The following is a 14,156-nucleotide window of genomic DNA, read 5'->3' on the forward strand; positions in this document are numbered from 1 at the left end:
TACAGGCCTTGCAGGATTGCGCGGGCTTGGGGGATCGAAGCGTCTGGCACGCCGATCTTCTTCGCGAGGTCGTCGGCTTCCGAGTCCTTCAGGCCGGTCGACGGATCGACTGCAACCTTGTGGATCAGCTCAGGCGTCTTTTCCGCGACTTCTTCGACGTCCATGCCGCCTTCGCTCGACGCCATCACGACGATCTTCTGCGAAACGCGATCGATCACGAGACCGACATACAGTTCCTTCTTGATGTCAGCGCCTTCTTCGATCAGCAGACGGTTCACCTTCTGGCCTTCCGGACCGGTCTGGTGCGTGACGAGCTGCATGCCGAGGATCTGGTTCGAGTACTCGCGAACCTGTTCCAGCGACTTGGCGACCTTGACGCCGCCGCCCTTGCCACGGCCACCTGCGTGGATCTGAGCCTTGACGACCCACACCGGGCCGCCGAGCTCTTCAGCGGCCTTGACCGCATCGTCCACCGAGAAGACCGGCTTGCCGCGCGGTACCGCGACGCCGAATTTCCGCAGGATTTCCTTACCCTGGTACTCGTGAATCTTCATGCGTGATTCCCTTCAGTCTGAGAGTTGGATAGAACTTCGATTCCGTTTTGCCGCCGTTCAGGCCGATGCGTCGCCGCTTCGTGCGCGGGCCGCCGCGTCGTCCGACGAGGCCGCGCGTTCCGCCGGACGCGGTGCGTGGCCATACCAGCGCGGATAAAACTGTTTCACCGCCTCGCCGTCGAAACGCAGCGCATGGCAGCGTCCCAGCTGGAATGGCGGCTTGTCGTTGGAATGCTCGCCTGTGCCGTTAGACGATTCGTCTCCCGAACCCGCGTTCGCGCCCGGCGTGCCTTCATCGGTGTTCCACACTTCGCCGGCGAACGCCTGGATCGCGGCGGTCGGCAGCATCGCGCACAGCTCGGTGAGATGCGTGCAACCGGCCGTGCCGGCCAGCAAACGGGCAGCATCGCGACGGAAGTTGTGGAACAGATTGAGCCCGATGAGGGCACGGTAGGCGGGATTGCTGGCCTGGCATAACCCTGGATAGGGCACCCAGTCGGACGACGCCTCGGCGTCGACGACGTTGAGCTTGCGATCGATGGTGATGCGAAGCCAGAGTTCATGGATCGGCTGACCATTGGGCCGGATTCCCGACGGAAGCGCCACATCGCGAGGCTTTTCGTCGGTCAGGCACGCTTCCACATCCCACAGGCCATCGGCTCGCTCGTAAGCTTCCGCTCTGATTGCGCGACGATGGCGCAACTGACGGGACACTGGCGGGGAGAGCGACATGCGGGAAGGAAAGGCCGGATTGGAAAACCTCTGGATTTTAGCATAACGGGTATTTGGGACAGCCCCGATTGCGCACGGCCTCGCGCCGGGTTACGGCGCGGTAATCGACAGCCGTCAGGGCTGACGTGCTAGTCGCCGTCCCAGATGTCGTCGATACCCTTCAGGATCTTGCCGATCGTCGCACCGGAGAAGCCGCGCGACGCCAGGAAGCGCGCCTGCTTCGCGCGCTCCGCCGGCGTTTGTGGCAGCTGGCCGAACTTCTTGAGCCAGACCGCCTGGGCGCGCGCGAGTTCGGTTTCACGCAATTGCGCACTCGCCTCTTCGACGACCGCCGGGTTCAGCGCGTGCTGCTTCAGTTCACCGAGAATGCGGCTCGTGCCAAGCCGCGATGCGCGCCGGTGAACCAGACTTTCCGCGAAGCGCGAGTCCGATAGCCAGTTTTCGGCTTCCAGCGAGTCAAGCACCGTGTCGAGCGAATCGGTTTCCTCGACGTAGGGCTTCAGCTTGCGCGCGAGTTCGGCGCGGCTATATTCGCGGCGCGACAGATAGCCGAGCGCCCGTGCTTTCAGCGAACGGGCTGGGCGTTGGGATTTTCTGCTGTCGTCTTGGTCGGCCTGCCCCGGCTTCACTTCGTCGGCCTGGCGACGCGAACGGCTGTAGGTGACTTCGGAGGGGGGGCGGGAATCGCGCCCGGAGAAATCCGGGCTGGACGATGCTGCAGGGGATGCAGACCGTGTACGCTGCGGCCCGCGGCCTGCGGCGCGGTCGTGTGCGTCGAACGATTCGAACGGATCGAATGGATCGCCGGAATCTGGCGATCCATCCGCCGTGTCGCGCGGGCCGTCCGGATAGCGTCCAGAGTCGGAACCGGACAGCGGCCGGCCTTTGCGTATCACGTGATGCTTACTCTTCTTCGTCCGCGACTTCAGCGTCCGCGCCAGTCACGCCGTCCGCCATCGCGGTGACGCCCAGCGATTCGCGGATACGGTTTTCGATTTCGCGAGCGATGTCCGGATTTTCGCGCAGGAATTCACGCGCGTTGTCCTTGCCCTGACCGATCCGCTCGCCGTTGTAGCTGTACCATGCGCCAGCCTTGTCGACGATCTTCGCCTGCACGCCGAGGTCGATGATTTCGCCCTGACGCGAGATGCCCTCGCCGTACAGGATGTCGAAGATCGCTTCGCGGAACGGCGGCGACACCTTGTTCTTGACGACCTTCACGCGCGTTTCGTTGCCGATCACTTCGTCGTTCTTCTTGATCGAACCGATGCGGCGAATGTCCAGACGCACCGACGCGTAGAACTTCAGCGCGTTACCGCCCGTGGTGGTTTCCGGGTTGCCGAACATCACGCCGATCTTCATGCGGATCTGGTTGATGAAGATCACGAGGCAGTTCGTGCGCTTGATCGTGCCGGTCAGCTTGCGCAGTGCCTGCGACATCAGACGCGCCTGCAGACCCGGCAGCGAGTCGCCCATTTCGCCTTCGATTTCCGCCTTCGGCACCAGCGCCGCCACCGAGTCGATCACGATCATGTCGATCGAGCCCGAGCGCACCAGCGCGTCGGCGATTTCGAGCGCCTGCTCGCCGGTGTCCGGCTGCGAGACCAGCAGGTCGGCGACGTTCACGCCAAGCTTGCCCGCATATTGAATGTCCAGCGCGTGTTCCGCGTCGATGAACGCCGCGGTGCCGCCGAGCTTCTGCATTTCGGCGATGACCTGCAGCGTCAGCGTGGTTTTACCGGACGATTCCGGACCGTAGATTTCAACCACGCGGCCGCGCGGCAAACCGCCGACGCCCAGTGCGATGTCGAGGCCGAGCGATCCGGTGGAGACCACCTGGATGTCTTCGACTGCCTCACCTGCGCCGAGCCGCATGACCGACCCTTTGCCGAACTGCTTTTCGATCTGCGCGAGCGCGGCGGCGAGAGCCTTGCTCTTTTCAGCAGTCAGTCCAGCCGAGCCTTTCTTGCTTTCTTCCATGAATCGTCCTTTGCTATGATGAACGGCGTCTGAGGCAGGTGTGCACCCGTGGTTTCACTCGAATTGAGCGGAGCCTGCAGGACATCACACGAAACGCAGACACTGTATAAAAAAACAGTGGTTTTGGCAAGCGCGATTATGATGCGAACGCGCATTTTTACTGTCGCGTCACCCCCCACTACCCACAATAATGTTCGGAGACCGCTGCGCGCCGGGGCAAGCCCCACGGTGCCGGCAAAGCCAGGCTGGCGCACCATGCGAATTCTGATTGCCGAAGACGACAGCATACTCGCGGACGGTCTGGTTCGATCACTCCGCCAATCGGCCTATGCGGTCGATCACGTCAAAAGCGGCGTAGAAGCCGATACCGCGTTGTCAATGCAGACGTTCGACCTATTGATCCTCGATCTGGGCCTGCCGCGCATGTCCGGGCTCGAGGTGCTGCGCCGCCTGCGCGCGCGCAATTCGAACCTGCCTGTGCTGATCCTGACCGCCGCAGACAGTGTGGACGAACGCGTCAAAGGCCTCGACCTCGGCGCCGACGATTACATGGCCAAGCCCTTCGCGCTGAACGAACTCGAAGCCCGCGTGCGCGCGCTGACGCGGCGCGGCGCCGGCGGCGGCCCGACCGTCGTGCGGCATGGCTCACTGTCGTTCGATCAGGTGGGCCGCATCGCCTATGTCAACGACCAGGTGATCGATCTGTCCGCGCGCGAGCTCGGTCTGCTCGAAGTGCTGCTGCAACGGATCGGCCGGCTGGTCTCGAAAGAGCAACTGGTCGACCATCTGTGCGAATGGGGCGAGGAAGTCAGCAACAACGCGATCGAAGTCTACGTGCACCGGCTGCGCAAGAAGATCGAGCCGAGCGGCGTGCGCATCATCACCGTGCGCGGGCTCGGCTACTGCCTCGAAAAAGCGGCGCCGCCAGCGAATGCGAGCGCGCCCGCCGCCGCTGCCGGCTCCGAGCCGCAAACAGCACAAGCGGCACAAGCAGCACCACCATCCACCGCGCCGTCGTCCGCCGCGATGCCGGCGAGCCATCACTACAAATAGAGAGGCCAGCGATGTCCGCACGCGCTGATCGCGCCACGGCGCACGCGGCGGACCTCGACGAGGCGCGCGACGCGCGCTACGCCAACCCGTTCGCCCCGCCCGACGAAACCGAAGCCGCCGCCGAAGCGCGTCCGCGCTCCCTGTTCGGCGAGATTCTCGACTGGATGCTCGCGCCGCTGCTGCTGCTGTGGCCGATGAGCCTCGCGGTCACCTATCTGGTCGCGAAGTCGATCGCGAACGGCCCATTCGACCGCGCGCTCGAAACCGACGCCTATGTGCTCGCGCGCCAGATCCATCCGGTCAACGGCGTCGCGGAGCTGTCGCTGCCCGAGTCGACGCGCGATTTCCTGCGCGCCGACAACGTCGACAGCGTGTTCTTTCAGGTGCTCGGCACGCGCGGCGAGCTGGTGGCCGGCGAGCGCGACATGCCGCTGCCGCACGAGGAGGACCGCCCGCCACCGGGCCTCGTCGAATTCCGCGACGACGTGCTGCGCGGCAATGACATCCGCGTCGCGTATACGACCGTCGAGTTTCCGCAGACGCCGGGCGCGCAGCCCGTGCTGGTGCAGGTCGCCGAAACGCTAGACAAGCGCAGCCAGCTCGCCAACGACATCATCAAGGGCGTGATCCTGCCGCAGTTCGTGATCCTGCCGCTCGCGATCCTGCTCGTGTGGTTCGGGCTGTCGCGCGGGCTGGAACCGCTGCATGCGCTGCAGGCGCATATCCGCGCGCGCCGGCCGGACGATCTGTCACCGCTCGAAGCGCGCCGCGCGCCGCCTGAAATCGAGCCGCTCGTCACGTCGTTCAACGATCTGCTCACGCGCCTCGAACAGAACATGGAGCTGCAAAAGCGCTTCATAGCCGACGCCGCGCATCAGATGAAAACGCCGCTCGCCGGCCTGCGCACGCAGGCCGAGCTTGCGCTGCGCCAGAACGCGTCGGCCGAGGTGCATCGCTCGCTCGAACAGATCGCGACCAGTTCCGAGCACGCCGCGCGGCTCGTCACCCAGCTGCTCGCGCTCGCGCGCGCGGAGAACCGTCGGTCGGGGCAGATCTTCACGCCGGTCGAACTCGGCGAACTCGCCCGCAGCGCGGTGCGCGAATGGGTGCAGGCCGCGCTCGCAAAGCAGATGGACCTCGGCTACGAAGCACCCGACGAGCCGGTCGAAGTCGCTGGCAATCCGGTGATGCTGCGTGAAATGCTGTCGAATCTGATCGACAACGCGATCCGGTATACGCCGGCGGGCGGCCGCATCACCGTGCGCGTGCGCCACGACGCCCCGGCGCGGCTCGTGCATCTGGAAGTCGAGGACACCGGGCTCGGCATTCCGGCCAGCGAGCGCTCGCGCGTGGTCGAGCGCTTCTACCGGATTCTGGGCCGCGAGGGCGACGGCAGCGGCCTCGGTCTCGCGATCGTGCGCGAGATCGCGGCGATGCACGGCGGCGAGCTCGCCATCGACGACAACGTCTACCAGGAGTCGCCGCGACTCGCCGGCACCCTGGTGCGTGTCAGCTTGCAGGTGCTCGAACGGGGGCGGGACTTACCCTAACACGGCCGCATTGTCAGCTTGATCGTCAGCGTGTTTTTGAGATATTTCAGCGCGGATTGCGCAAATATCGCCGCAGATTGACCGAAATTGATCGCCTGTTCGCCGGCTTACCGGACTACCCCAGGTTTTGGCGTCGAGTCAGAACGCCGTAAGTTTCCACTCCAATAATCGGTTGCACGGGGACGCCTGCGCTGGCGATCCGTGTGTATATCAATATTGGAGACGACATATGGCTACCGTTGGCGGGCAACTCTCGCACGCGCCGATGACGCGCGATGAGAAGCGGGTGATCTTCGCATCGTCGCTGGGTACGGTTTTCGAGTGGTACGACTTTTATCTGGCCGGCTCGCTTGCGGCCTTCATCAGCAAGAGCTTCTTTTCCGGCGTCAATCCGACCGCGGCGTTCATTTTCACGCTGCTCAGCTTCGCCGCGGGCTTCGCGGTGCGGCCGTTCGGCGCGATCGTATTCGGGCGGCTCGGCGACATGGTCGGGCGCAAGTACACGTTCCTGATCACGATCATCATCATGGGCCTGTCGACGTTCCTCGTCGGCTTCCTGCCGGGCTATGCCGCGATCGGCATTGCTTCGCCGGTGATCTTCATCGCGATGCGTCTGCTGCAGGGTCTCGCGCTCGGCGGCGAGTACGGCGGCGCCGCGACCTACGTGGCCGAACACGCGCCGGCGAACCGCCGCGGCTTCTACACCGCCTGGATCCAGACCACCGCGACGCTCGGCCTGTTCCTGTCGCTGCTCGTGATCCTCGGCGTGCGCACTTTCATGGGCGAAGACTCGTTCGGCGCCTGGGGCTGGCGCATTCCGTTCGTCGTGTCGATCCTGCTGCTCGCGGTGTCGGTGTGGATTCGTCTGCAACTGCACGAGTCGCCGGTGTTCGAGCGCATCAAGGCCGAGGGCAAGACCTCGAAGGCCCCGCTCTCCGAAGCGTTCGGCCAGTGGAAGAACCTGAAGGTCGTGATTCTCGCGCTGCTCGGCCTGACGGCCGGCCAGGCTGTCGTGTGGTACACGGGCCAGTTCTACACGCTGTTCTTCCTCACGCAGACGCTGAAGGTCGACGGCACGAGTGCCAACATCATGATCGCGCTCGCGCTGCTGATCGGCACGCCGTTCTTCCTATTCTTCGGCTCGCTGTCGGATCGCATCGGCCGCAAGCCGATCATCATGGCCGGGCTGCTGATCGCCGCGCTGACGTACTTCCCGCTGTTCAAGGCGCTCACGCACTACACGAACCCGGCGCTCGAAGCCGCGACCGCGAAGTCGCCGATCGTCGTGATCGCCGATCCGGGCGAGTGCTCGTTCCAGTTCAACCCGGTGGGCACGGCTAAGTTCGTGACCTCCTGCGATATCGCGAAGGGCGCGCTGTCGCGAGCCGGCCTGAACTACGACAACGTCGCGGCGCCGGCCGGCACGATCGCGCAGATCCGCGTGGGTGATACGGTCGTCAACACGTTCGACGGCCGCGCCCCGGATGCGAAGGAGCAAGCCAAGGCCTTCGAGAAGACGCTCGCCGCGACGCTGAAGGCCGCCGGCTACCCGCCGAAGGCCGATCCGGCTCAGATCAACTGGCCGATGAGCATCGTGGTCCTGACGATCCTCGTGATCTACGTAACGATGGTCTACGGTCCGATCGCGGCGATGCTGGTCGAGATGTTCCCGACGCGCATCCGTTATACGTCGATGTCGCTGCCGTATCACATCGGCAATGGCTGGTTCGGCGGCTTCCTGCCGGCGACCGCGTTCGCGATCGTCGCGGCGCGGGGCAACATCTACTCGGGGCTCTGGTATCCGATCATCATCGCGGTGATCACCTTCGTGATCGGCATGCTGTTCGTGCGCGAAACCAAGGACTCGGATATCTACGCAAAAGATTGAGCGGACCGCCAGTCTGGGCTATCTGAAAAAGATGCGCGCCGGGGGTTGACAGCCTCCGGTTGCCCCAGCATAATCTCGCTTCTTTCGGCGAATTAGCTCAGTCGGTTAGAGCGACGGAATCATAATCCGCAGGTCCGGGGTTCGAGTCCCTGATTCGCCACCAGCATCAAGAAAAAGCCGCTGCCCCACAAGGACAGCGGCTTTTTTGTTTTTCACCGCTGCCACGTCAAGTCAGGTCGTTACCCGATCCGGCCGGTGTCGGGTGAAAGAGAAGCGCCACGACGGTCATCAGCCCGAAGGCTGCACCCGCATAAAACGTCATGGCTGCACCCCCACGTTCCCACAACTGACCTGCGATCACGCTCGAAACCAGCGTCACGATGCCGCTCAGCAGATTGAAGAAACCAAACGCAGTCCCACGCAAATGCGCTGGCGCGGTGTGCGCGACCATCGTGGCGAGCAGGCCTTGCGTCATCCCCATGTGCAGCCCCCAAAGCGCTACCCCGACGACGACCATGCTCCAGTGGCTGCCGTGTGCCAGCACGAGGTCGGCGCCGATCAACACGACCAGACCACCGATCAGCAGCCGCGTATGACGCATCGTGTCCGCGAGCTTCCCGAACGGATAAGCGGAGAGCGCGTAGACCACATTCATTGCCACCATGACCAGCGGAACGAGCGCAATCGGTACGCCGCTGCCCATCGCACGAAGAACCAGAAAAGCCTCGCTGAATCGCGCCAACGCGAACACAGCCCCTATCCCTACGACCCACCAGTAGTCCAAACCAAGGTCCCTGAGACTGTGCCACCGCACAGGGTTGCTTCTTTTGGCACGAGGCTCGTGCTCAGGCTCGGTGATACCGAACGTCAACAGCGCGACCGCGAGCACCCCGGGAATGACGGCAAGCCAGAACGCAAGCCGAAAATTGTCTGCCCAGATCAGCATGATGAGAACCGTCAGCAGCGGTCCGAGAAACGCACCGACCGTATCGAGCGATTGGCGCAGGCCGAAGGCCGCGCCACGCACGTGCTGCGGCGTGACATCTGCAATGAGCGCATCGCGAGGCGCACCACGAATGCCCTTACCGACACGATCGATGACGCGCGCCGTCACCACGACTCCCACCGACGACGCAATGGCAAAAAGCGGCTTGCTCATCGCGCCGAGCGCATACCCGGCTACGGCGAGCCACTTTCGGTTGCCGAGGTAGTCGCTTAGCGTTCCCGAAAACACCTTGACGATTTGGGCCGTGGCCTCCGCGACGCCTTCGATGAGCCCAATCGCGCCGGCCCCGGCGCCAAGGCTCGCCAACAGAAACATCGGCAGCAGGCTGTGGATGATTTCGGATGAGATGTCCATGAAAAGACTCACACATCCTAGAACCCACACGCTGCGTGGAATCTGCCGGACGGCATTGACTTGCGGTTCGTTTCGCATTCGATAGATGGCATCAAATAACAGGTCGAAACGGCACGGACGCATGCGAGCGCTAGCGCAGTTCGCTACGACCGCTACATCTTATGGCATGGCTGAGCCGGATACCCCTGTGGCGCGTGATCGATGGCGGCGCAAGAATTGCTGACGAAGTGTGGGAAATGCCCAGCGCTGGGTTCGGCTCGTTCATCGCGATCGATGGAACGAACGACGAGCAGCAGCGTCGCAGAGTATGGGCAGTGAAGCGCCGCGGGTTTCGTTGGCAGCTCCGTCTCTTGAGAGAATAGCGCCCCGAGAAAGTCTCGCAAGTTCTCTCCGGAGGTTCAACGCGCGTCCACAATGCAGAACCTGGCAGGCTTCCTTCCGCAATTCCGTCGCAACTTCGAGGAGGTTCCTTAATGACGTTCCGCACCGTCGCGCTTGCCGCAACCACCGCTGCGCTCACGCTCGCCGGCACGACCGCCGCCCTCACCGCACAGGCCCAAACGCCGAGCACGTCCGACAGTCAATGGCGCGCCAGCTCGACCATGCTCGCGACGCTGCTGCAGGACGGCTACAAGATCGTCGCCGTGGTCAACAACGGGCCGGCCGACACGATCTTCGTGCAGCGCGATCAGAGCGCGTTCAAATGCATCGATGCGCAGCAACCGGAAGCAAAAGCGAAAACGGCGGCGGCGGGCTGTTACGAACTGGTACCGCCGAGCGGTGGCGCGCCTGCGTCGGAATCCAAATAACGTGATTTGAAGCGCGAGCCCAGCGTCGCTCGGGCTCGCGCGAAAGACTTCAGCGTCTCGCCAACACCGCGACGCTTCAGCGATCCACCAGCCGGCTCAGGTTGCCGCGCACCCGCTGGAGCAGCGCGATCAACTGCGCCGCTTCTTCATCGCTGAAACCATTGAGCGCTTCGAGCGCGACCTCGTCGCCGACTTTGCGCGCCTTGCCGAGCGTGCGCTCGGCCTTCGGCGTCATGCGCACCTGGCGCTCGCGGCGATCCTGCGGATTCGCGGTCCGCTCGATCCAGCCGCCCTCCTCCATCCGGTCGAGCAGCCGGCCCGCCGAGATCGGCGCGACCTCCAGCAGATCCGCGAGCCGCGCCTGATTGATCTCGCCGTAATGGCCGAGATAGGCGAGCACGCGACATTGCGCGCGAGTCAGGTCGACCGACGACTTCGCATGATCGTCAAAACGCTTGCCCGCCAGCCGGCCGACGTCGTAGATCAGAAAGCCGAAGCGCTCTTCGAATTGGGTTTTCATGCGCGGATTATACGGAAGCACTTCGGCTTACAGCGCGCCTGCGCCTGCGCATGCGTTCCAGCTTCAGCACAACTCCCGATCGCGCAAACACACATTGACGATATACTAAGCATGCTTACGATATCGACCCTCCCCACACTTCATGTCTTCCGCCTCCACGCCGGCGAGCGCCACTGAGCTGCTCAACCGGCCGATGATCACGATCTCGATCATGCTCGCGACGCTGATCCAGACGCTCGACAGCACGATCGCCAACGTGGCGCTGCCGCATATGCAAGGCACGCTGTCCGCGTCGCAGGACGAGATCACATGGGTGCTGACTTCCTATATCGTCGCCGCCGCGATCGCCACGCCGCTCACCGGCTGGCTGGCGGACCGCCTCAGCGTCAGGCGGCTGCTGCTGATCGCGATTGGCGGCTTCACGGTGGCGTCCGCGTTGTGTGGACTCTCCGAGACGCTGCCGCAGATCGTCGTGTCGCGTTTGCTGCAAGGGATCTTCGGCGCGTCGCTGGTGCCGCTGTCGCAATCGATCCTGCTCGACATCAACCCGCGTGAAAAGCAGGGCCAGGCGATGGCCGTGTGGGGCATGGGCGTGATGGTTGGACCGATTCTGGGGCCGACGCTCGGCGGCTGGCTCACCGATAGCTACAACTGGCGCTGGGTGTTCTTCATCAACGTGCCGATCGGCGCGTTCGCGCTGTTCGGCGTCGCGACCTTCCTGCCGAAGCGCGAGCCCAAGCACGACGTGAAGTTCGACGCGTTCGGCTTCATCACGCTCGGCCTCGCGATCGGCGCATTGCAGGCGATGCTCGATCGCGGCGAGCAGCTCGACTGGTTTTCATCGACCGAGATCGTGATCGAGGCGCTGGTCGCGGCGATCAGCTTCGCGTTTTTCCTCGTCCACACGGCGACCGTCGGCGAGCGCTCGTTTTTCAAGTACAAGTTGCTGAAGGACCCGAACTTTGCGACGGGCACGTTCTTCATCTTCGTGATCGGCGCGGTGATGTACGCGACCCGCGCGCTGCTGCCGCCGATGCTGCAAAACCTGATGGGTTATCCGGTCGCGACCACCGGCCTCGTCACCGCGCCGAGCGGCGCCGGCACGATGGTCGCGATGCTGATCGCCGGCCGGCTGCTCAAGCGCGTCGATGCGCGGCTGCTATTGCTGTGCGGCTTCCTGATCTCGGCGTTCGCGCTGTGGCAGATGATGCATTACACGATCGTGCTGTCGGAGTCGAACATCGTGTGGCCAGGCGTAATCCAAGGCTTCGGGCTCGGTCTCGTGTTCGTGCCGCTGTCTGCACTGACGTTCTCGACGCTGTCGCCGGAGCTGCGCGCGGACGGCACCGCGACTTATAGCTTGATGCGCAATATCGGCAGCAGTATCGGCATTTCGATCGTGCAGACGCTGATGACGCGCAACACGCAAATCTCGCACGCGGACCTCGCCGCGAACGTGACCGCGTTCAATCCGGCGCTGCAGTCGATGCTCGACGGCGGCTCGCGCTATGACATCGCGGCACTGAACGCGTCGATCACGCAGCAGGCGGCGATGGTCGCGTATCTGAACGACTTCAAGCTGATGTTCGTGGCAACGCTGCTGGTCATCCCGCTATTGCTGCTGATCCGGCCGTCGCATAAAGCGCTGGATGCGTCGGCCGCGCATGCGGCGATGGATTGAGATCGAGCGCGGCGCAGTCCGTCTCAGCCTTCGATTCGCCCGCGCGTCACGCCAAGCAATGACGACATCGCCGCGTACGCCGCGGCGGCATCGCGCGCGCGGATGGCGTCGTACACCGCCGTGTGCTCGGCGAGCGACGCGTTGAACACATCGGCGCGTTTCGCATTGAGCCGCAACTGTGCCTCGAGCGTGCGCTCGATCAGCGCGCCAAGCGGAATCAGCAATTCGTTGCTGCACGCGGTCAGCACGCACAGATGGAACTGCAGATCCGCACGCACCCACTCATCGACGTTACGCGCCGCCACCATCCCGGCATGGGCGGCCGCAAGCGCGCCCAACGTGTCATCGTTGCACGCGGTGGCCGCAAGGCCGGCCGCGTAAGGCTCGATCATCTCGCGCATTTCCTGCAGTTTGAGCGCAAACGCCATCGGCTCGGCGACGCGCGAATACCAGTCGAGCAGATCGGCATCGAGCAGATTCCACGCGGACTTGACCCGCACCCGCGTACCCACGCGCGGCCGCGATTCGATCAGCCCTTTCGACGTCAGCGTGCGCAGCGCCTCGCGCAACACCGTGCGGCTCACGCCGAACGTCTCCATTAACTCGGCTTCGCGAGGCAGGATCGACTCCGGCGCATAGTCGCCGCGCAGAATCGCGGTCGCGAGCAGTTGGGTGACTCGTCCATGCAGATCGTGCGGAATGGTTTTCTCCTCGCGGGTGGTGGTCTCGTCGCGCAACGCGGCAACAAGTATTCCAAATCTCACCACTATGTGGCAAATAGTACTATTAATAGTATTTAAATGCACTTTTGTTGTAGCATGGAATTCCCAAAATTCTTTGCGTGCCGGCAGATCGTCAGGAGACACACACCATGAAAATCACCAAGCTCGAAACCTTCATCGTCCCGCCGCGCTGGTGCTTCCTCAAGATCGAGACCGATGAGGGCATCGTCGGTTGGGGCGAACCGGTGGTGGAAGGCCGCGCGCACACGGTCGCCGCGGCCGTCGAGGAACTCTCCGATTATCTGATCGGCAAGGACCCGCTGCTGATCGAGGATCACTGGCAGGTGATGTACCGCGCGGGCTTCTATCGCGGCGGCCCGATCACGATGAGCGCGATCGCCGGCGTCGATCAGGCGCTGTGGGACATCAAGGGCAAGCATCATGGCGTGCCGGTGCATGCGCTGCTCGGCGGCCAGGTGCGCGACAGGATCAAGGTGTACTCGTGGATCGGCGGCGACCGCCCCAGCGATGTCGCGAACAACGCGTGCGCGGTGGTCGAGCGCGGCTTCAAGGCCGTCAAGATGAACGGCTCCGAAGAACTGCAGATCATCGACACCTTCGACAAGGTGCAAGGCGTGATCAACAACGTCGCGGCGGTGCGCGAGGCGGTCGGGCCGAACATCGGCATCGGCGTGGACTTCCACGGCCGCGTGCACAAGCCGATGGCGAAGGTGCTCGCCAAGGAACTCGATCCGTACAAGCTGCTGTTCATCGAGGAGCCGGTGCTGTCGGAGAACGCCGAGGCGTTGCGCGACATCGTCAATCAGACCAACACACCGATCGCGCTCGGCGAGCGTCTGTATTCGCGCTGGGACTTCAAGCACATCCTGTCGGGCGGCTACGTCGACATCATCCAGCCGGACGCGTCGCACGCGGGCGGCATCACCGAGTGCCGCAAGATCGCCGCGATGGCCGAAGCCTACGATGTCGCGCTCGCGCTGCATTGTCCGCTCGGCCCGATCGCGCTCGCAACCTGCCTGCAGATCGACGCGGTCAGCTACAACGCGTTCATCCAGGAACAGAGCCTCGGCATCCATTACAACCAGGGCAACGACCTGCTCGATTACATCAGGAACCCGGAAGTCTTCAAGTATGAAGACGGCTTCGTGTCGATCCCGCAAGGCCCGGGCCTCGGCATCGAGGTCAACGAAGAGAAGGTGCGCGAGATGGCGAAGGTTGGTCATCGCTGGCGCAATCCGGTGTGGCGTCACACGGACGGCAGCGTCGCCGAATGGTGACTCGTGGGC

General features: G+C 63.7%; 13 protein-coding genes and 1 tRNA gene. 7 read left to right on the plus strand and 7 right to left on the minus strand.

Translation table 11 applies throughout. The features are described from left to right. The 4 genes from AB3X96_RS28635 to recA form a co-directional block, all read right to left on the minus strand. Nucleotides 1-554, minus strand: a 554-nt coding sequence (locus AB3X96_RS28635) for an ATP-grasp domain-containing protein (protein WP_368592371.1), incomplete at its 3' end; no start/stop codon positions are given. 57 nt (nt 555-611) lie between these two features. Further along, nucleotides 612-1,286, minus strand: a complete 675-nt coding sequence (locus AB3X96_RS28640; protein WP_368592372.1) for a DUF2889 domain-containing protein — start codon at nt 1,284-1,286, stop codon at nt 612-614. 128 nt (nt 1,287-1,414) lie between these two features. Then, nucleotides 1,415-2,182 (minus strand): recombination regulator RecX, encoded by a 768-nt coding sequence (recX, locus tag AB3X96_RS28645; protein WP_368592373.1) that lies wholly within the window; start codon nt 2,180-2,182, stop codon nt 1,415-1,417. Nucleotides 2,183-2,189: 7 nt separating this feature from the next. Continuing rightward, on the minus strand, nt 2,190-3,266 hold the full coding sequence (gene recA, locus AB3X96_RS28650; protein ID WP_368592374.1) for a recombinase RecA: 1,077 nt from the start codon (nt 3,264-3,266) through the stop codon (nt 2,190-2,192). 255 nt (nt 3,267-3,521) lie between these two features. Here recA and AB3X96_RS28655 point away from each other — a divergent pair, with 255 nt between their 5' ends. From AB3X96_RS28655 to AB3X96_RS28670, 4 genes are all read left to right on the plus strand, one after another. Next, complete coding sequence (locus AB3X96_RS28655) at nt 3,522-4,319, plus strand: response regulator (RefSeq protein ID WP_368592375.1); 798 nt, start codon at nt 3,522-3,524, stop codon at nt 4,317-4,319. Nucleotides 4,320-4,330: 11 nt separating this feature from the next. Further along, complete coding sequence (locus AB3X96_RS28660; RefSeq protein WP_176105123.1) at nt 4,331-5,869, plus strand: sensor histidine kinase; 1,539 nt, start codon at nt 4,331-4,333, stop codon at nt 5,867-5,869. Nucleotides 5,870-6,098: 229 nt separating this feature from the next. After that, nucleotides 6,099-7,757 (plus strand): MFS transporter, encoded by a 1,659-nt coding sequence (locus AB3X96_RS28665; RefSeq protein ID WP_368592376.1) that lies wholly within the window; start codon nt 6,099-6,101, stop codon nt 7,755-7,757. Between the two features lie 86 nt (nt 7,758-7,843). Further along, nucleotides 7,844-7,920, plus strand: a tRNA-Met gene (locus AB3X96_RS28670). Nucleotides 7,921-7,983: 63 nt separating this feature from the next. On the opposite strand, the gene AB3X96_RS28675 is transcribed toward AB3X96_RS28670, so the two are convergent. Further along, nucleotides 7,984-9,195: an MFS transporter gene (locus AB3X96_RS28675; RefSeq protein ID WP_368592469.1), complete on the minus strand. Its 1,212-nt coding sequence runs from the start codon at nt 9,193-9,195 to the stop codon at nt 7,984-7,986. 395 nt (nt 9,196-9,590) lie between these two features. On the opposite strand from AB3X96_RS28675, the gene AB3X96_RS28680 reads away from it, so the two are divergent. Further along, nucleotides 9,591-9,926, plus strand: a complete 336-nt coding sequence (locus AB3X96_RS28680; protein ID WP_176121782.1) for a hypothetical protein — start codon at nt 9,591-9,593, stop codon at nt 9,924-9,926. Between the two features lie 76 nt (nt 9,927-10,002). On the opposite strand, the gene AB3X96_RS28685 is transcribed toward AB3X96_RS28680, so the two are convergent. Next, entirely contained in the window at nt 10,003-10,446 is a 444-nt protein-coding gene (locus tag AB3X96_RS28685; protein ID WP_026229127.1) for a MarR family winged helix-turn-helix transcriptional regulator, read from the minus strand. A 142-nt stretch (nt 10,447-10,588) separates the two neighbouring features. Here AB3X96_RS28685 and AB3X96_RS28690 point away from each other — a divergent pair, with 142 nt between their 5' ends. Next, nucleotides 10,589-12,127: a DHA2 family efflux MFS transporter permease subunit gene (locus AB3X96_RS28690; protein ID WP_176105118.1), complete on the plus strand. Its 1,539-nt coding sequence runs from the start codon at nt 10,589-10,591 to the stop codon at nt 12,125-12,127. Nucleotides 12,128-12,150: 23 nt separating this feature from the next. Here AB3X96_RS28690 and AB3X96_RS28695 read toward each other — a convergent pair whose 3' ends face one another. Further along, a complete protein-coding gene (locus tag AB3X96_RS28695; RefSeq protein ID WP_368592377.1) occupies nt 12,151-12,864 on the minus strand; it encodes a FadR/GntR family transcriptional regulator in 714 nt (237 codons plus the stop codon). Nucleotides 12,865-12,998: 134 nt separating this feature from the next. On the opposite strand from AB3X96_RS28695, the gene dgoD reads away from it, so the two are divergent. Continuing rightward, nucleotides 12,999-14,147, plus strand: a complete 1,149-nt coding sequence (gene dgoD / locus AB3X96_RS28700; protein ID WP_368592378.1) for a galactonate dehydratase — start codon at nt 12,999-13,001, stop codon at nt 14,145-14,147. Nucleotides 14,148-14,156: the final 9 nt, after the last annotated feature.

The sequence above is a fragment of the Paraburkholderia sp. BR13439 genome (genome assembly GCF_040948805.1).
GTDB classification, from domain to species: Bacteria; Pseudomonadota; Gammaproteobacteria; order Burkholderiales; family Burkholderiaceae; genus Paraburkholderia; species Paraburkholderia youngii.